Annotated in this window: 14 protein-coding genes; 4 read left to right on the plus strand and 10 right to left on the minus strand. The window is 33.7% G+C overall.

Annotated features, from left to right (window positions below; all coding sequences use genetic code 11):
• Positions 1–365 precede the first annotated feature (365 nt).
• Positions 366–749, plus strand: coding sequence for a response regulator (locus AC3E9W_RS15410; protein WP_456893118.1), 384 nt, complete (start codon positions 366–368; stop codon positions 747–749).
• A 124-nt stretch (positions 750–873) separates the two neighbouring features.
• Here the strand turns inward: AC3E9W_RS15410 and AC3E9W_RS15415 are convergent, their stop codons facing one another.
• From AC3E9W_RS15415 to AC3E9W_RS15425, 3 genes are all read right to left on the minus strand, one after another.
• Positions 874–1,659 (minus strand): GLPGLI family protein, encoded by a 786-nt coding sequence (locus AC3E9W_RS15415; protein ID WP_488769035.1) that lies wholly within the window; start codon positions 1,657–1,659, stop codon positions 874–876.
• 4 nt (positions 1,660–1,663) lie between these two features.
• Positions 1,664–4,327: an outer membrane beta-barrel family protein gene (locus tag AC3E9W_RS15420; RefSeq protein WP_488769036.1), complete on the minus strand. Its 2,664-nt coding sequence runs from the start codon at positions 4,325–4,327 to the stop codon at positions 1,664–1,666.
• 835 nt (positions 4,328–5,162) lie between these two features.
• Positions 5,163–5,360, minus strand: coding sequence for a hypothetical protein (locus tag AC3E9W_RS15425; protein ID WP_306155475.1), 198 nt, complete (start codon positions 5,358–5,360; stop codon positions 5,163–5,165).
• 449 nt (positions 5,361–5,809) lie between these two features.
• Here AC3E9W_RS15425 and AC3E9W_RS15430 point away from each other — a divergent pair, with 449 nt between their 5' ends.
• Complete coding sequence (locus tag AC3E9W_RS15430) at positions 5,810–6,277, plus strand: hypothetical protein (protein ID WP_488769037.1); 468 nt, start codon at positions 5,810–5,812, stop codon at positions 6,275–6,277.
• A gap of 22 nt (positions 6,278–6,299) precedes the next feature.
• Here the strand turns inward: AC3E9W_RS15430 and AC3E9W_RS15435 are convergent, their stop codons facing one another.
• The 5 genes from AC3E9W_RS15435 to AC3E9W_RS15455 all read right to left on the minus strand — a co-directional run bounded on the left by AC3E9W_RS15435 (position 6,300) and on the right by AC3E9W_RS15455 (position 13,451).
• A complete protein-coding gene (locus AC3E9W_RS15435; protein WP_488769038.1) occupies positions 6,300–6,650 on the minus strand; it encodes a hypothetical protein in 351 nt (116 codons plus the stop codon).
• A gap of 19 nt (positions 6,651–6,669) precedes the next feature.
• Complete coding sequence (locus AC3E9W_RS15440; RefSeq protein ID WP_488769039.1) at positions 6,670–6,795, minus strand: hypothetical protein; 126 nt, start codon at positions 6,793–6,795, stop codon at positions 6,670–6,672.
• A 173-nt stretch (positions 6,796–6,968) separates the two neighbouring features.
• Positions 6,969–7,571 (minus strand): YciE/YciF ferroxidase family protein, encoded by a 603-nt coding sequence (locus tag AC3E9W_RS15445; RefSeq protein WP_306155466.1) that lies wholly within the window; start codon positions 7,569–7,571, stop codon positions 6,969–6,971.
• 19 nt (positions 7,572–7,590) lie between these two features.
• Positions 7,591–9,735, minus strand: coding sequence for a catalase (locus AC3E9W_RS15450; protein ID WP_488769040.1), 2,145 nt, complete (start codon positions 9,733–9,735; stop codon positions 7,591–7,593).
• Between the two features lie 455 nt (positions 9,736–10,190).
• Positions 10,191–13,451 carry a CheR family methyltransferase gene (locus AC3E9W_RS15455; protein WP_488769041.1) on the minus strand — a complete coding sequence of 1,087 codons (3,261 nt, stop codon included), beginning with the start codon at positions 13,449–13,451 and terminating at the stop codon, positions 10,191–10,193.
• 136 nt (positions 13,452–13,587) lie between these two features.
• Here AC3E9W_RS15455 and AC3E9W_RS15460 point away from each other — a divergent pair, with 136 nt between their 5' ends.
• Entirely contained in the window at positions 13,588–13,848 is a 261-nt protein-coding gene (locus AC3E9W_RS15460) for a hypothetical protein (RefSeq protein ID WP_488769042.1), read from the plus strand.
• Between the two features lie 356 nt (positions 13,849–14,204).
• Here AC3E9W_RS15460 and AC3E9W_RS15465 read toward each other — a convergent pair whose 3' ends face one another.
• Together AC3E9W_RS15465 and AC3E9W_RS15470 are read right to left on the minus strand one after the other, a co-directional pair.
• Complete coding sequence (locus AC3E9W_RS15465; protein WP_488769043.1) at positions 14,205–17,468, minus strand: CheR family methyltransferase; 3,264 nt, start codon at positions 17,466–17,468, stop codon at positions 14,205–14,207.
• A gap of 164 nt (positions 17,469–17,632) precedes the next feature.
• The gene (locus tag AC3E9W_RS15470; RefSeq protein ID WP_306155456.1) at positions 17,633–17,806 is read right to left on the minus strand and encodes a hypothetical protein; all 174 of its coding nucleotides are present in this window, start codon (positions 17,804–17,806) and stop codon (positions 17,633–17,635) included.
• A 198-nt stretch (positions 17,807–18,004) separates the two neighbouring features.
• Between AC3E9W_RS15470 and AC3E9W_RS15475 the strand changes: the two genes are divergently transcribed.
• Positions 18,005–19,174, plus strand: coding sequence for a zinc-dependent alcohol dehydrogenase (locus AC3E9W_RS15475; protein WP_456893053.1), 1,170 nt, complete (start codon positions 18,005–18,007; stop codon positions 19,172–19,174).
• Positions 19,175–19,232 lie beyond the last annotated feature (58 nt).

The following is a 19,232-nucleotide window of genomic DNA, read 5'->3' on the forward strand; positions in this document are numbered from 1 at the left end:
GCATCGGCAATCTTACACCAAATCAAGTGCATAAATATAATTTAAAGACAGAAAAATTATGGAAGAATTATTACGTAAAAAATCCTATCATTGTAAACCTATAATAGGACTAAAACTCAACGGTAAATCTATTTTAGGATTAAGTATAAATATGTAAACTTTTTTCAGGACGAGACATCGTTGCGGGCACGAGCGGGACGCTCGCGCTAGCATAATAGATGACAGCGATACGCTAACAACACTAAATACGCAAACAACCAAAACCCAAAAGATTAACAAAATTTTCGGATAAGAATAAAAACCATTATACAAAAACAAACGTAAATAAGCTGATTATAAGTTTTATAGAATATAAAAAGAATAAAATGCGTTACAAAAATATCCTTCTTGTGGATGATGACATTGATGATACCGAATTGTTTTTAGAAGCTCTGAATTCAATGCAGACAAATGCTGTATATCGTACCGTATCAAATCCTAAAACCGCTCTAGCAGAATTAAGAAATGCAGAACAGCTTCCTGATCTTATCTTTTTGGATTATAATATGCCTATGATAAACGGACTCGATTTTCTAAAGCAGATGAAATCAGAAAAGAAATTTGAGCAGATAGAAGTAGTTTTAATTTCTACTCCTCCTGAAGAATTCATGTATGCCTGGCTTAAAAAAAATGATATCTCTGTTGAATACATTTCGAAACCAGATAATTTTGATGAAATTAAAGAGATGTTCAGTAGATTTGTGAAATAAACAAATTCTATTGAACTAAATCACACATCAAAGATAAAAGTTTGTTTTGTAGCCTTTAATTTCTTTACTATCGCCGACGCCATTACTATATTCTAAAATTCTCAGGAACCATTTAGATTAGTCTTTATAAAGAATAAGCTTGTAATGTTTTTTTTGCCCATTTTCCCCAGTCTTTCAAAGCATCTAGAAGTATTTTGTTTAGTCCTTTATTGTCAGTAGGTTTACCTTTGATTGGTGGTGCTAAATCTTTGTCAGAAACTGGAATTTCGGTAACCTTTGTAGCAAACCACGTCATGTTTTCATGTGGCATGGCCAATCCTAAAATTGTTCCGGGCAATCCTGTAAAAGATTCAGGGCCGCCAGAAAACGGAATTTGAATCGTGTAATAGGCAACAACATAAACAGAATCGAGAACTATAGCATTTGCTCTGCGGCATTCATAACCCGCAATTTCTCTGGTCTCATCGGTAATTTTCCAATCAATTTTGCGCAAACTGTCTTTAACTAAGTATAAATCATCATAAACATTTTTTTGTGTAATACTGGTTTTCGTATCCAGATCTGTGGCGATAACATTTTTTAAATTAGCCATTGCGTCATCTGCAATCCAACTGTTGTTGCTAGTCGATTCAGTGCTTTCATTCCATTTATACAAACTTTTGTTTTTGGAAAAGCTAAGTGTGCTTTTTACAGTTTTAAATTGTGGATTGTTTTTTTTATAACCTTCGAAAGCTAATTTATAGTAACTGTCCGTTTCTCCTTTTATTTTTTTTGTAATCAAAGCATACATATTCGATTTTTTCTCAAATTCGATTACGCCATTTTCTACAAAGTGGTCATTTTGTGCAAAAGTATTGCAGCTTGCCAATACAGTTATTATAATTAAAATGCGATTTAGTATTGTTTTCATGGTTTTAGTTTTGTTTAATTTCTCCTCCGCCCATTTTGCTGAAATCCCAGCTTACAGAGAACATAAAGTATCTTTGAATAGTGGTGTAAGTGCTTTGATTGATATTTCCATTAAATGCAGAACGATTAAATCCTACATTTTGGTTTAAAAGATCTCTTCCGGTTATAGAAACTCTTAAATTATCTGATTTTAAGAATTTTTTGGTGATCGATGCATTCCAAAGAAAACGTTCAAAACTCTCCTGAATCACTTGCGTTTTTCCATTATATTGATAATTACCATCTGTGCTAATTTCTAGTTTGAAAGGTAATTGTATACTGGCCCAGAAATTCCCATTAAAACCCCAGCCATTACTATCACTATTTTCGTTGATGCTTGCATCAGCCACGTTGTAAGTAGGTCCGAAACTAGTATTAAAATTATATTTTTTTTCTTTATTCTTTGATAAGTTTAAATTAAGAGAATACGTTGAATTTTTAGTTTGATTCAGTTGCGTATTGATGTAATTGTAGTTTACATTTTTGTTAGCGCTGAAACCAATTCCTGCTGTCATGTCTATGGCTTTGATTGTTTGGCCGAAATTACCATTCAGAAAATAACTTGTTGCAGCTTTGTTTTTTAGGTTTACAAATTGAGAAATACTTTGTCCTCTATCATTTGTAACCACATTGCTTATTATCGGATTTAGCGTAATATTATATGATCCATTAACCGAAAAATATTGATTGCTTAGTACTTTATACGAATAATAATTTCCTCTAAAAGTATTTTTAAAAGAAGGATCTAAATTTGGATTACCCACAATCGTATTTAATGGGTTTTGATTATTTCGTATTGGCTGTATTTGATCTAGTGTCGGCTGCTCCGTGTTTCCGTTATACGACAAACGCAATACTTCTCTTTGTTTAAAATTATATTGATAGCTCATCTGAGGCATGTAGTTGATAAATTTTTGCGTAAAAGAACTATCCGTATAAACATCATATTGTTTAAAGTTTACACCACTAAATTTTGAACCAAAAGAAAAAACAGTTTTATTCTTTTTGTAATTAAAAATCGCTCCAATTTGGTTTATCGTTTGGTCTAATTCATAATTATTGCTAAAAATAGAATCCAAAACATTATAATCGCCATTTGGAGACTGATTAAAAGATTTACGATCCGCTTTTCCGTTGCTAATGTTGAATCCATAATTAAGAATTACAGATAGACTTTTGGATAGGGGTTCGGTATAGATTAAATTTGATTTAAAAGCAGTATTGCTAATATTGTTGACTTTCTTTTGATCGACTACTTTGGTGCTATCTGGACTAATTACGGATGCTGTAAAAAATTCAGCCCTAGAATTTAAATAACCATCACTTTTGCTATCGGTGCTTGATTGGCTTAAATTAAGAGATAATGTTCGACCTTTTTTCTTAAGCCTTTTGGTTAATAAAGTATTTATATTAAATGTTTTATCATCAGCATCGTTTGTAGTTGTCTGTTTCAAATTGTTCAATTGGTTACCTTGTTCGTCAGTACCTTTTCGCATCTCTGCTTCACTTGAATTGCTTTTTTTAAATAACCCATCAACATTTAATTTTAAAGTCAAAGTAGTATCAATTTTAATTTCATAAGCCAGATCGAGTTTGTTTTTAGTCATGTTTTTTTCAAAACTCTTGTCTGAAGTATTATAAATGCTGCTAGAACTTAAATTTTGCTGGTTAATATCATTTCGATTTCCTGAAAGTTTGATATCGCCAATTTTATAATTTGCATTGATCGATTCTTTATCTTCGTTCCATTTATTGTCAAAATGTATTCCGCCAGTTTGCACTACCGGAATCCCTTCACCATTAAATTGTCCATCCCAACTTTCAAATTCATCATTACCACTGTTCGTAAAATAAATACCGCCGTCATCAGTTACCTGATAACTGGTTTGGCCATATTTATCTTTATCTCCCCATCCTAATCCTACTTGTCCAGTGTTGCCTAAAATGCCATAAGCAGCTAATTTTTTCTTATCCCAAAACTTATTAAACATGGCTTGGCCTTTGTAATAATTATCAGTTCCTCCTCCGAGTTCTACTTTCCCGAAATGGCCATTTTTTTTGTCTTCTTTAAGTTTAACATTTAGCGTTTTGGTTTTCTGGCCATCATCAATTCCTGTAAAAGCCGCTTGATCACTTTTTTTGTCGTACAATTGTACTTTATCAACCATGTCTGCACGTAGATTTTTTGTAACTAAAGTGGGATCATCGCCAAAAAATTCTTCACCATCAACCAAAACTTTGGTTACAGTTTCGCCTTGAGCGGTAATTTTCCCATCCTTATCAATTTGTATTCCAGGGAATTGTTTAATCAGATCTTCCACCTTTGCATTAGGTTCTATTTTAAATGCCTTAGGATCAAATTCTAATGTATCTCCTTTGATTTTCATGGCGGCTCTATTGCCTTTTATAATTACTTCGGTTAGTAATCTTCCCTTATCGGCCAAATTAATTTTGCCATAATCTTTGATTAAGTTTGTAGAATCTACTGAAAATTGATCTACAAAATCGGCATATTTGGGATAAGAAACCAGTAAAATAAATTTACCGGCTTTAATATTATTCAACTCAAAAGAGCCATTTTCTTTAGCTCGTGTAAATTTTACTAAAATAGAATCTTGTGCTCTTAACAAAGAGACTGATGCTTTCGCTAAATTAGACTTGTTTATGGTATCTGTTACATATCCTTTGACTGTACCGGATATTTGTGCTTGTAAATTATTTGATAAAAAAAGAAAGCAACATAATAATAATAGAATTGTTTGTCTCATTAATTGGTTTGTGGTTTTTTGAAAAAAGGCAATAATAGTTCTATTCTATTTTTTGAGAAATAGAAATAAAATGCATTTGTTTTGTGAGTGGTTTATTTAGTAAGAAGATTGTAGATGCTACAAGAGAAATTGAAATAGAACCTTTTTATACAGTTTTGCAGAAGTAGATTGATGTGGTTTTGTGAAATTCATAATTTTTTAATAAGGTTATGATTGTTAGTTTTGTGAGTTTTAACTATTTATAATGATAATGTTTAATAAAATAGTTAAATATTGATACGTTTCAAATGTATGTAAAAATACTACAATGTAACAAAGGCCTTTGCTTTTTATTAACAATTACGGATTGTAGGAATCCCAATTTTATCTTTGGAGAAATGTAAATTAAAAACCAAGTTGTATTTATAATTTAGTGGAGCAAAAAAATAAATAGGTTTACATATTAAATTGGGGGTGTAATAAAAAAATGGCGCCAATTGAAGACAATTGGCGCCATTTGGCTTTGTGACCTGTAGTTTACAATTTAAAAATCATTTTATAAATAATTAAGAAATCGGTCTATTTTTCAATTGATTCAGATAAAATAATTCTTTTATCGAGAAGCAGTTGTATATATTGTGAGAGTTTAATTTGAAATCGATGATATAAAATTCTAATGCAATACCTTTTAATGTAAAGGTGTGAGAATTATGGCTCATTAAAATTGAGCTTCTATAATAGTAGTATCAGATTCAAGATTAATATGCTGAATGTTGTTTGATGGTTTTTCATCCCAATCGCCCCAATCTCCATTATAGATCTTTAAGCAGATCATTTCATTATTTTCTCCCTGCAATATGCGTGTACTAGAGAGACTGCATTTATTTTTACTAAGAGTTGATTTGGTGGTTTCCATAACTGAGTATTTTAAGAATTAATCAATTTTAGATACGTTAAGTGTATCTGTTTTGTGTAAGAATGCTTCTTTGTGGGTAGCACTTGAACTTTCATCTTCGCAAAGATGTTCACAGCCATAATTTAAAACTGATGTAAGAACTACAATAATGATAAATAGAATCTTAAACTTTTTCATGTAATTTTTATGATTGATTTGTTTTTACAAAGATAAATTCAAGCTTGCGTATATCTTACAGAATTATATTCTATATTTTATATAATTCCCACTTATTGAGGTGATTATTGTTGTTTTCTTACTGAATTTAGAAGCTAATTTGTGCTTTAAATGCTTATAAAATAACCAAACATGGGAATTATGTAACATTGAAATGGTAATTATACAAATCGCCCCTTCAATTCTATTGATCTTTGTAAGATTCTCAAGTGTAATCCCAAAAATGAAATATCATGGATAAAAGAGGGCCAATCATAATTATAGAAGAAAATATAGAAGATCGCCGTTTATTTGCCCAGATTTTTTTGGAATTAACGATAGGCAATAAAATATTATATTTTGATACACTTCAAGAATCATACGAGGAATTACTGTCACATAAAGTAAAACCTTTTCTGATTTTTGCCAATATTCTTCAATTTGAAGAAAAAAACAAGCATAAGAATTTGGAAAATCATACTATGACCAGCCAAAAACTAGATTGTCCTTGTTTGTTTTTTTCAGTTTTGTTTCCAAACTGCTTTATTATAGATACGTATTCTGTTCCTGCAAAGAGTTATTTCATAAGTCCTTACAGTGAAGAAAAATTCAAACAAGTATTGTATACTATCATTCAATTTTGGACTGCAAAAAATGACCAATCGAAAGAAGATAAAGAACGAAAAGCAAAATTTAAACTTCTAAAAAACAAACCCATCTAAAAAACTAGATGGGTTTTAGTTTTTATAAATTTCGATTAGGATTTGTACCATCTTCGTTATTTAAATCTCCAAGATCTTCATTGTCTAAATCTTCATTACTGATGTCTTCATTGTCAAATTCATCATCCAGTTCGTCACTTTCTAAATCCTCATCATCAAATTCGTCTGTGTAACTTTCTTCATTGCCAAGTTTTTCATTGCCAAATTCTTGACTGCCCAATTCATTTGTGTCCAAATCGTTTCCATAATCCGGCTCTGCATTGTCAGATATAGAGTGATCTGGGGGTGTGTCAATATCTGGATCTTGATAGTTTTCTTTATTTTGAAAATTCTCCTCTCTCAGAGTATAATTTTCTTTTTCTTCTAAACTCATAATACAATTTTTTTAAATGTTATTTTTTAGATGACCCTGATTCTTTTTTAGAACCTGAAGAAGCTTTAGAACCGCTTTCTTTTTTATCCATTTTTTTGTCTGATGCTTTAACACTATCAGCACTTTTTTTGTTTGAAGTTGCCATAATATAATTCTTTAAATTTGTTAATAAGTCAAATGTAAAGCGTCTATAAATCATTATTTTACATATAGATTGACTTCAAGTTGTATAATTATCAGTTTCGAGATTTTCATTAAAAAAAACACCTGCAAAAAATCACAGGTGTTTTCAAAGTAAGAAGTAGTAACAGTAAATTCTTATTCAGCAACTGCAGCAAAATTCACTAGATTGAGCGCGACATCATTTAAGATGCAATCTGCTTCTTTCTCTTCTGCAAGCGTCTGAGTCAATAATTTTGCGGCATCATTTTCACCAATTGCCTTTGCAAAAGCAACCAATGTTCCATAAGAAGCAATTTCATAATGCTCGATTTTTTGTGAAGCTGCTATAATTCCAGCATCTCTAACAGGGCCTGGAGCCGTCTCTTCTAAAATGCTGTCTCCTTCTTTTAGCAGACCAGCCATAGCTTCGCATTTTTTTCCTTCGGCTTTCTCACCTAATAAATCAAAAACCTGTTCCAATCTTGAAACTTGGTTTTGAGTGATAGCAAGATGTTCTAAAACAGCACCTGCAAGTCCCGCAGCAGATGCATTAGCCGCCATTTTAGGCAAAGCACCTACCAAGGCATTTTCGGCCCAGTAAATATCTTTTAAACTGTCAATAAATAAATCTTTCAATTCTGTAGCCGCATCTGCTGCTGGCTCTACAATATTTTTTGCAGTATTATTTTTTATATCTTTTGTTTGGCTCGCTTTTGGCTGAGCCGCATTTTTCTGACCTTGTTTTTCTGAATTTTTCATTTTTGTTTTTTTTTTGATATTAGATATATAAGTTTGGTTCACGCTGCCAAAAACGATGTTTGCTCATTGCGTTTATGAAATCCTGAGCAAAGGCTTCAGTTGCGATTTCGCTCGTAAGGATTATACCTTCATCTTCATTGGTGATTTTTGAAGCAAATGGTGCTCCGCTGATAATTTCAGAAGCTTCTCCATCGGCACCGATTACTTTGCAGTGTTTGTAAGCGTCATTCAAGTATTCCATCACATCATCATTTTCTGCTAGTACATTTAAGCCTAAACCATGTGGCACATAAACGGCATCAAACAAAACCGATGATGCAGTAAGGAAACTGAACTCTGCAGCAAGCGCTCCATCAGAATCGGTTAAAACAGAACCTAAGTGCGGTGCAATAACACAGCCTTTGGCACCTGCTTTTTTGAGTGCATTTTTGATATTCATAACAGACGCTTCAGAAACGCCGTCAGAAACTAAAATGGCTACTTTTCTAGATTCTATAGTAGGCGAGTTGGTTGGATTATTAACCATGCTTAACGCCTGCGAAGATTCTACTTCAGAAGTATTTGGATGCGGTTCCTGAGTTCCTGCTTCTTCTGTTTCTGGAGAAACACCTTTGTTAATTGGAGTTTCTAAAATCGGTGGCACAGTAGCGCCAAGTCCAACAGCTACTTTTTCGGCAAGTTCTGTATCAACTTGAGACAATAAAGCTAGCATTCGTACTCTAATGGCAGTAGTTTCTACTTTTCCAAGTTCAAAACGCAATGCTTTTACGATATGGCTTTTTTCTTCTGGTGTCTGGCTGTTAAAAAACAGTTTTGCCTGTCCGAAATGATCTGTAAAACTTTCGCTTCTTGCTCGTACTTTATGTGCATCTACACGTTCGTTAAAGCTAGCAAAACCGCCTTCTGCAATTTTTGCCTGATACGGACATCCGCCGCCTAATGAATTGGGGTGATAGCTTACACGTCCTTTATTAATTTCCTGACGCATGTGCCCGTCACGCTGATTGTTATGGACTGGCGCAACGCTTCTGTTGATCGGAATTTCATGAAAATTCGGACTTCCTAATCTTGATAATTGCGTATCGGTATAAGAAAATAATCGTCCCTGTAAAAGCGGATCATTGGTAAAATCAATTCCTGGTACAACGTGTCCCGGATGGAAAGCGATCTGTTCTGTTTCTGCAAAGAAATTTTCAGGATTTTTGTTCAAAACCATTCTTCCTACTATAGTTACCGGAACTAATTCTTCGGGAACAATTTTGGTTGGATCCAAAAGATCAAAATTATATTTATGTTCGTCTTCTGTTGGAATAATCTGAACGCCTAATTCCCATTCTGGGAAATTTCCCATTTCAATGGCTTCCCATAAATCTTGTCTGTGAAAATCTGGGTTTTTTCCTGAAATTTTCTGCGCTTCGTCCCAAGCAACGGCATGTGTTCCTAATTTTGGTTTCCAATGGAATTTTACAAAAACCGATTCTTCCTGTGCATTTACCAGTCTAAAAGTATGCACGCCAAAACCTTCCATCATTCTGTAACTTCTCGGTATCGCACGATCAGACATGACCCACATAATCATGTGCATGGATTCTGGCATTAAAGAAATAAAGTCCCAAAAAGTGTCGTGTGCCGATGCAGCTTGAGGAATTTCGTTATGAGGTTCTGGTTTTACGGCATGAATTAAATCTGGAAATTTAGCCGCATCTTGAATAAAAAATACCGGAATATTATTGGCTACCAAATCATAAATTCCTTCCTGAGTATAAAACTTTACCGCAAATCCTCGAGCATCTCTAGCAAGATCTGTAGAGCCTCGTGATCCTGCAACGGTAGAAAATCGAGCAAAAACAGGTGTTATTTGTCCTTTTTCCTGTAAAAATCCTGCTTTTGTCAATTCTGGAATCGGATTTGTTACTTCAAAAAATCCATGCGCTCCAGATCCGCGGGCGTGTACAATACGTTCTGGAATTCTTTCGTGATCAAAATGTGTAATTTTTTCTCTTAAAATAAAATCTTCTAATAAAGAAGGTCCGCGGTCTCCAGCTTTAAGCGAATTATTATCATCGTTAATTCGAACACCTTGATCTGTGGTTAAAAATTTGTTTGTTCCATCGGAGGTATTGATGGATAAATCTCGTTGTTTTTCGTCTTGAAAATTTTTCATGTTGTTTCTAGAATTAGTTAAAAACTTTACAATAAAATACAGTCTTATCTTTCAGGTTTGTAGGTAGTTGCAGGCTGTAAATTATCAGGTATTTCAAATTTAAATTTTAAGATTGAGCCGTTTTTATAGAATTTTAAACCATTATTCTACAATTGCCACAAAACAAAAAATCTTCAGAAGTGAAGATTTTAGAATTATGCTGAAATGCATTCTGTATAAATTTGCGTGCTGAAAATGATAGATATAAAAAATCAAAAAGTTTTTAGAAATTAGGAATCCGAAGGATTCAAATATTTATAGCAAAAAAGCTTGCCTGTACAATGTGACCCCGAAGGGGGTATATTCGCGATGTAACACAAATTCTATAAATATTTTAATCCTTCGGATTCTTTTGGGTAAATTTCAAATGGCTTGAATTTTATCCAACAGATTTATTATTATCTTTTAAAATGCTTTTACGAAGGCAAATAAATAGAGACTGTTGTTCCTTTATTGGGTTCGCTCCAGACTCTTATATATCCTTTATGATTATAGACAATCTTTTGAACCAAAGTCAATCCGAGTCCGCTTCCGTATTGTGCGTCATTGCTTTGAAGTTTATAAAAAGGATTAAAAATTAGTGCTTCAAAATCTTTGTTAAAACCAATGCCATTATCGCTTACAAATAGCTTTACATAATTTACTTCTGGATTAGCTCCAAAATCTACTATCTCTTCTGGAGCCACATTTTCTGCTCCAACTGTAATTTCTGAAACAGCACCTTCTTTGGCATATTTAATAGAATTGATGATCAAATGCGAAAAAAGCTGCTGCATTTGTAAAGGAATAACGTGAAGAGTAGGCAAGGGCTCTAGATTTATAACTGGTTTCTTTTCGTTTATGACTGTTTTTAGATCATTAACGGTTTTCTTCAGTACCACATTTAAATCGGTTCTTTTAAAGTCTTTGTCTTTTCGGTTAAAGTTTATTTTCGAATATTCGATAACATCTACAATAAGCTGATTCATATTATTGGCCGAACTTAAGAGACGGTTCAAATTGTATTTTCCAGTTTCAGATATTGTTTTTTCGCTGTCTAAAACCTTTTTTCCGAACATATAAATTTTTCGGATAGGTTCCAGCAGACTTTCGCTTGCCGCAGAAGTAAAAGACTCTAATTGTTTATTGTACGCTTGCAGTTCAGCGTTTTTTATTTTTAAAGATTCATTGCTCTGCTCTAATTCGGTAATGTCTTCCAGTGCAATTAAAATCATTCCCGCTGGAGCAGAATTTACAATAGGCGAGGCATTGATTAAAATTGTTTTTTTCCCTATTATATCAAAATCAAACTGCAATTTTAAACTTTTTAAAATTTCATTTTGTGTCGTTTTTTTTAATATGGATTCTTTAAAGGAAGGAATATTCCAATGTGACTTTCCTATTTCTAAAATCGAAAAACCTTCCGTATGCTCTTCTGTTGTTTTAAAATACTCGTAGAAAGCGGGATTGGCACTTTTTACGACATAATTTTTATCAATAATAATCAAAGGTTCTCTTATGGTTTTTACAATCGATTCATAAAAATTACGCATAGAAGCCAGTTCTTCTCTATGTTCTTTCAATTCATCATTAATGCAAGACAGTTCTGCATTGTTGGATCGAAGTTCGACAGTCGAATTTTCAAGCTGATAATTGATGATTTGCAATTCTTCTGTACTGCTCAATAATTCTTCATTAGCAGTCTGAAGTTCCTCAAAATAAATCTGCTGTTCTTCAGTTACTTTTTTAAAATCACCTCTAAGCTGTGTTAATTCCTTTTCAATCTGTTTGGTATAATCTGGATCTACGCCTTGCGTCCGTTCAGTTTTGTCTAGATTATTGATTTTTCTGCAGAATATAATCAGCAGCAATTCTGGATGATTAGGAAGATAAATAACCTCAAAAGAGGTCATAAAAGATTGATTTTTTATAGCTGTAAATTCACCAGAAAAATTCTTTTTCTCATTTCGGGCTTTCAAAATATAATTGCGCAGTTCAAATTTGAGTTCGTCACGCACCATGTTTATAATATTAAAACTTGGTTTTCCCGAAGCAGGCTGTAAAAATGGGCTGGTATCACCGTGAAAATAAACAATTTCCAAATCTTCATTAATGACTACTGTCGCAGGAGAAAACTGCTCTAAAAGTATATCTGAAGCGATTTTTTTATAATCTTTTTCATTTGAATCTGTCTGAATAGGCTGTTTAATGCTAATATTCACAGGATATTCTGAATGAAATTTTTCTTTAGGCTGAAGCTGCGGTACTTTCTTGCGGGAGTATATTTTATCAGTTTTGTCAATTGCTGTAAACAAATGCGGAACGTGATGCGCCCATTCAGATTTTCCCAGAAAAAGAATTCCGTTATCTCTAAGTGCATAATGAAACGACGCCAAGACATCATTTTGCAAATCTGCATCAAAGTATATTAATACATTTCTGCAAGAAATAAAGTCAATTTTTGCAAAAGGAGCATCTTTGGTCACATCATGAACGGCAAAAATGCACATATCGCGAATAACTTTGTTTACATGAAAACTGTTGTCTTTTTTATTAAAATATTTTTCGAGCCTGGCATCGCTTATATTTTTTACGTCCTGTAAACTATAAACTCCTGCACGAGCTTTTGAAATGCATTTTTTAGATAAATCGGAGGCAATAATCTGAACTTTTACAGCTGTTTTGTTTACAGACTCCAAATAATCGTGAATGCAAATCGCAATAGAATAAGCTTCTTCTCCTGTAGAACATCCGGCGCACCAGATACGTATTGTTCCACTCGTGATATTATCTATTAGTGATGGAAATGTATTTTTGCATAAATTGTCAAAAGCTTCCTGATCGCGAAAAAAGTACGTTACAGGAATTAATAAATCATTAAAAAGCAAATCTTGCTCAGCTTCATTATTTTTCAATACATTCAAATACCGCTCTATAGTTTCCTGTTTAGTTGCCACCATTCTTTTTGCAATTCTTCGGCGCAAAGTAGTGTGTTTATAATGCTGAAAATCGGTTCCTGTTTTTTGCAGCAGTATAGAAACAATCTGTTCAAACAATTCCTGTTCGTCTGGTATAGCTTCCTTTTCTTCATAAGAGTACGTCAGTATTTTACTTTTATGAATGTCTCGTAATTGGCTTGTAACCTCATGAGGAGAAACAAAATGATCGATATAGGCCGTTGTGGTTTCATTTTGCACAAATCCGCCTTTAGAAACAACGGCTACCGTAGTGCCGCCCGCTTCTTTTAGTTTTTTAAGACCTGTAGATCCGTCAAAAGGAGTCCAAGCGAGCATTAAACCTACACTGTATTTCTGATAAGTTTCGCCTATTGCTTCAAAAAAGATATCGAAACAATTGTTGGTTTTGTTGCTTCGGTTGGTATATTTTAGTTGCAATGTCCCGTTTTCTACAACTAGGAGATTATTTTCAGGAATAAGATAAATAGTATTGGGCTGAATATTAATATCATGAATAATTTCAACAACTGGCATTTTTGAATCTGCAGAAAGTGTCGCTGCAAGATTTTCTGATTGGGGCGAAGACAAATCTTCAAAAATAATATAAGCCATTCCCGAATCTGCTGGAAAATGAGAAAGCACATTTTTTAGTAAGTCTATTTCTTTTGCTGCTGCTCCAACGGCTACAACGGGAAAATTATGTTGAGTAATTTTTTCTGATGTTACTTCATTAGTTTTCATTTGTTTACAAGGTTTATGGCAATCTTATAATTTAAAATGTTGTTTGGTGTAAAAAACAGACTTCTAAAACTTTAAAATTTGCAACAAACAAAAGTTATTGTTTTGAAAATCAAATTATTAATTAAATAATCGAACTATGAAAAATGTAATTGCATGCCTTTGTATGATCCTATTTTTCGGATTTGCATCAGCTCAGGAAACTCCTGCACAGAAAAAACAAAGTACGGATACTACTCACACGAAAAGTAAACATCCTACAAAAACACAAAAAAGCTCCACTACTAAAAAGGGAGATACAATCAACAGACAGCGTACTGATAAAAAAGGAAAAACGGTCAAGTCTGGAACTGTAAACAAGACCCCACAAAATCAAGATTCTATTAGAACAAGACCGTAATGGATTTTTCGTCAATAAAGTCTATTTTTATTAAAAGTAGACTTTATTGATTTTTCAATTGCTGTCATAGATACTGTAAATGCACACTCAGGACTTATTTATGAGGTTGATTACAGCACTCTATATTAGATCGTTTTATAAGATTGATTTGATATCTTTTCAAGTAAATATAATCTTACTTTTGGAGAGCTTCTTGTATTTTTATGATAAAGATTTTCATAATTCCCATTTTCCTGTTAGTTTTTTTAGTCAATAGTCCCTAGTCCTTAGTTTTAGGCTAACGCTAATGCTAAAAAAAACTAAGGACTGGGAACTAAGGACTAGGGGACTAAAGACTACAGACTCTAAAGCTAGTACTAAGAAGGAAGAAAAATACTTATAGCAGTGCCCACATCTACGGTGCTATCAACTTGAATAAAACCATTGTGATTGGAAACAATTTTTTTGACCAAAGTAAGTCCTAGACCGCTTCCTGAATATTCATCTTTACTGTGGAGTCTGTAGAACGGCTCAAAAATACGATTTTCAAAATCTTTGCCGATTCCGATGCCATTATCGCTAACAGTAATTTTGACGTATTCGATTTCTGGATTTCCTGCTAATTTTGTTATCTCTTCCGACGTTGCTTTTACAGATTCAATCTTAATTTGAGGCGCAACATCTTCTTTAGAGTATTTTATTGAATTTAAAATCAAATTGGTTAGCAATTGCTGTATTTGAAAATTAATGGCGTGTATGCTATTTTCTTCAATAGCAAGCTCAATTACAGCTTCTTTTTCTTCAATAGAATCTTTGATATCATTGAGCGTTTTTTTGAGAAGGAGCGTAAAATCGGTTTTTTTTGATTTTTTTTCGTTAAAACTTATTCTCGAATAATTGATAAGATCAGTAATCAACTGACTCATATTTTTTACCGAATACATCGCACGCTGCAGATTGTGTTTTCCGTTTTCTGATAAACTTTTTTCTTTATCAAAAATCCTCTCGCAAAGCATGTAAATTTTATTGAGAGGCTCTTGCAGATCATGGCTTGCCGCAGAGGTAAAGTTTTCTAACTGCTCGTTGTAAACCTGCAATTCTGTATTTCTATTGTTCAGCAATTCATTTGATTCTAGTAAATCTGTAATATCTTCAAATGCCAAAAGAACCATTCCGTCCTGTTTCGTATTTTGAAGCAAACGGGCATTCACCATTAAGGTTTTCTTATCTGTTTCATGACAGGAAATCTGTAATTTATATTCTTCAATCGCCTGTTTTTGAACTGCCATTTGTAAGATCAGATTCTTAAAATCAGGAATATCCCACTGAGAGTTTCCAATTTCAAAAAAAGAAAATCCTTCCGTCTCTTTATCAGTTGTGCCAAAATATTTGTAAAAAGCAGGATTGGCACTTTTTACGGTATAATCTTTATCAATAATAATTAAAGGTTCTCGAATAGTCTGAACGATAGATTCTGCATAATCGCGCATAGAAAGCAGTTGTTCTTGGCGATCCAAAAGTTCGTCATTGGTGCACATCAATTCCTGATTATTGGACTGAAGCTCTTCAGTTGAAGTCTGCAGTTCTTCATTAAGCGCCTGAAGTTCTTCCGAGCTGCTTAAAAGCTCTTCATTGGTTGTCTGAAGTTCCTCAAAAGCAATCTGCTGTTCTTCGGTAACCTTTTTGATATCGTCACGCAATTGCGATAATTCCTTTTCGAGTTCGGCAATTCGAAGCTGATCTGCATTTTTTTTGTTCGGTTTAGCATCCAAATCCGTTTCAGGAAGCGGACATTTATGAAACAGAATCATAAGATGATCTTGGTCACTAGAAAGTGTAAGGATTTCAAAAGAAGCCTGATAATTCTGGTCTTTTACCGTAAGGTTTTCGTGGAGTATATTTTCTCTATTTTTTTTAATTTCAGAAATCGCATTGCGAAGCTCAAAACCAATTCCTTCGCGAGCCATTTTTAAAACATTAAAATTAGGCCTTCCTGGTGCAGGTAATAAAAACGGAGAAGTATCGCCATGAAAATGAACAATTTCTAAATGTTCATTAATAATAACACTGGCCGGTGTATATTTTGAAAATAGAATATCGTCGGCTATTTTTCTAAAATCGATTTCATCACCGCTTTCAACTGCTGTCTGGCGGTTTATAGTATTATAAATCGGTTTAAATGGCTGCGGAACATAACGGGCAGGAGTAAATTTTTTAGCGTAAATTTTATCCTGTTTGACAATCGTTTCAAACAAATGAGAAGCCGTATTTGCCGACTCTGACTTGCCAAGAAAAAGAAATCCTTTTTCTTTTAAAGAATAATGAAAAGAACCCAACACTTTTTCCTGTAAAAACGAATCCAGATAAATCATCACATTTCGGCAGGAAACCAAATCGATTTTAGCAAAAGGCGGATCTTTTATAAAATTATGCCTCGCAAAAACGCACATATCGCGAATTACTTTATTGATATGATAATGTCCTTCGCGTTTGGTAAAATAATTTTCTAATCTAGTTTCAGAAATATCGCGAACATCTTGCGCAGAATAAACGGCAGATCTCGCCTTGGCAATGGATTTCTCTGATATGTCTGAAGCAAAAATCTGGACTTTTATATCTTTGATGTTATGCTGAGAGAAATATTCGCAGATAATTATAGCAAGCGAATAGGCTTCTTCTCCCGTTGAACACGCTGCTGTCCATATACGTAATGTATTATCGGTACAGTTTTCTATTAATTGAGGCAGAATTGTTTTAGAAAGCGAATCGAAAGAATCTTCGTCTCTAAAAAAGTAAGTCACAGGAATTATTAAATCGTTGGCTAACAGTTCCTGTTCATTTTTATCATTGCGGAGAATGTCATAATAATCAGTAATATTTTCTTTTTTTAAAGCCACCATTCTGCGGTTAATGCGCCTTAAAATAGTTGGTTTTTTATAATGAAGGAAATCATTTCCTGTTTTTTGCAAAATAAGATTTAAAATCTGCTTTAGAACCCCATCTTCTTTTTTAGGAATATCTACCTCATCGCTATAAAGATAACTTTTACGAATGCTTGTTAAATGCGGTATGATATTTTCTGGAGTGAGAGCAAAGTCGACCGCATCGGCTTCCATAGCATTTTGAACCGTTGTTTTATGAACAGCGGTTTCTGGATTTTGCACTATGGCGGTGCCGCCAAATTCTTTTATTTTCTTTAATCCGTGCGTGCCGTCAGACGATGTTCCCGAAAGCAAAATACCAATTGAAAACTCCTTGTATATTTTGGCTAAAGCTTCAAAGGAAATATCGATGGGCGTCGTAATTTTATCAATACGAGTTATATGCTGCATTTTCAAAATTCCATCTTCCGCAGACAGATAATTATTCTCTGGTACGATAGAAATAGTATTTGGCTGAAAATGGATTCCGCTTATAATTTCTGAAACTGGAATTTTTGCATTTTGACTTATTGCTTCAACTAGTTCAGCTGACGGATAGGAGGATAGCTGCGGAATAATGACAAAAGCCATATCCGAATCTTTAGGTATTTGCGCTGTTATTTTTTTTAAAACATCTAAATCTCCTGTAGAAACAGCTATAGCCGTTATTATTAAATTTTGAGAAATATCTTCGGTTTGAAATTTATTTTGCAAGATCATACATTAGCATTGAAAAAAGTATGCATTACAAATATAGGGATAAAAAATGCCTCTAAAATTTGTAATTCATATGTTTAAAGATACTATTATTTTTAACTTTTCCATTCAATTCATTCGATTTCCTTAAAGGCTTTTTATTAGTTTCTGAGTTGATAATATAAGTTTCAAGCTTTTACTAAAACAGAATCCATAAACTTTCCTGTAATAATAGTTCCTTCTTCATCTTCCCATTGGGTAATAATATTTTCGATAAGTTCTGGTTCAAAACCAATTACCGTCATTATTGGACCGCCAAACTCCTGTTTGACATTTTGTCCTTTCTTAAATTTTGTTTCCATAATTGATTATACGATTTATCACAAAATTCATAAAATAGGCATTTAAAAGTATTATACTTTTTTAGACAGAACTTACAGGATTTAATGGAACTGAGATTTGCGATCAGCGTTTGATTTATGTAATTATGGATTAAAGTATTATAAGCATAACTTTTTAATATATAGTTATTTAGTGATCGTAATTTAAAATATTTATTTATGAAAGCAGCAGTGATACACGGACCAGGCTCGATCAAATATGATACAGTCGACGATCCGATATTAAAAGAAAAAGACGATATAATTTTAAAAGTAACTTCTACGGCCATTTGTGGTTCTGATCTTCATATTTATTCAGGAGGATTTCCGCAGCCACGTCCCATGGTTTTAGGCCATGAGTTTATGGGAATCGTAGAAGAAACGGGATCAACAGTTACACACTTAAAACGAGGCGATAGGGTTGTAGTGCCATTTCCGATTGCCTGCGGAAACTGTTTTTTCTGTGAGCATGATTCTCCAGGAAATTGCGAACATAGTAATCCAGAACATTACGGGCCAGAAGGCGGCATTGCTACTCAAAAAGGTGGTGCTCTTTTTGGCTACACCGATTTGTACGGCGGTTATGATGGAGGACAAGCGCAATATGTGCGAGTTCCGTATGCCAATTATGGTCCGAGAATGGTACCTGAAGATTTATCAGACGAGCAGGTGCTGTTCTTGACCGATATTTTTCCAACAGGTTATACAGGAGTCGATTGGGGAGAGGTAAAAGGCGGAGAAACAGTGGCTATTTTTGGAGCTGGTCCAGTAGGAATTATGGCTGCCAAAAGTGCGTGGCTTCGCGGTGCAGGATTGGTTATTATTGTAGATACACTGCAATACCGATTAGACAAAGCAAAAGCCACCACAGATTCTGTTACCTTACTTTGGGAAGATGGTCCAAAAGAAGTGATCGAACAAATTAGAGCGATGACGAACGGACGCGGTGCTGATGTCTGCATAGATGCGGTAGGTTTTGAGCCAGACCGAAATTTAGGAGATCGCATTAAAGCTACCATCAATTTTGAAAAAGGTTCAATTAAAGTCCTTGAAGCTTGTATGAGTGCAGTAAGAAGAAATGGAATCGTATCTGTACTAGGAGTATATCCTGTGAATTATGATAATTTTCCTTTGGGGCAATTTTTTGATAAAGGTATTGTTTTGAAAGGAGGTCAGGCTCCTGCGCACAAACATATTGATAAGCTTTTGGAATATGTTGTTCAGGGAAAAGTAAAATTGGACGATATTATTACGCACCGACTTCCGCTATCTGAAATTGCACATGCTTATGACATTTTCAAAAAGAAAGAAGACAACTGTGTAAAAGTAGTTTTAGATCCTTGGAAATAATCATTAAGGCAAAGTTCTGATCATGAAAAAGAACTTTGCCTTTATTTTTCTATCTGCA

Source organism: Flavobacterium sp. 38 (assembly GCF_057799715.1).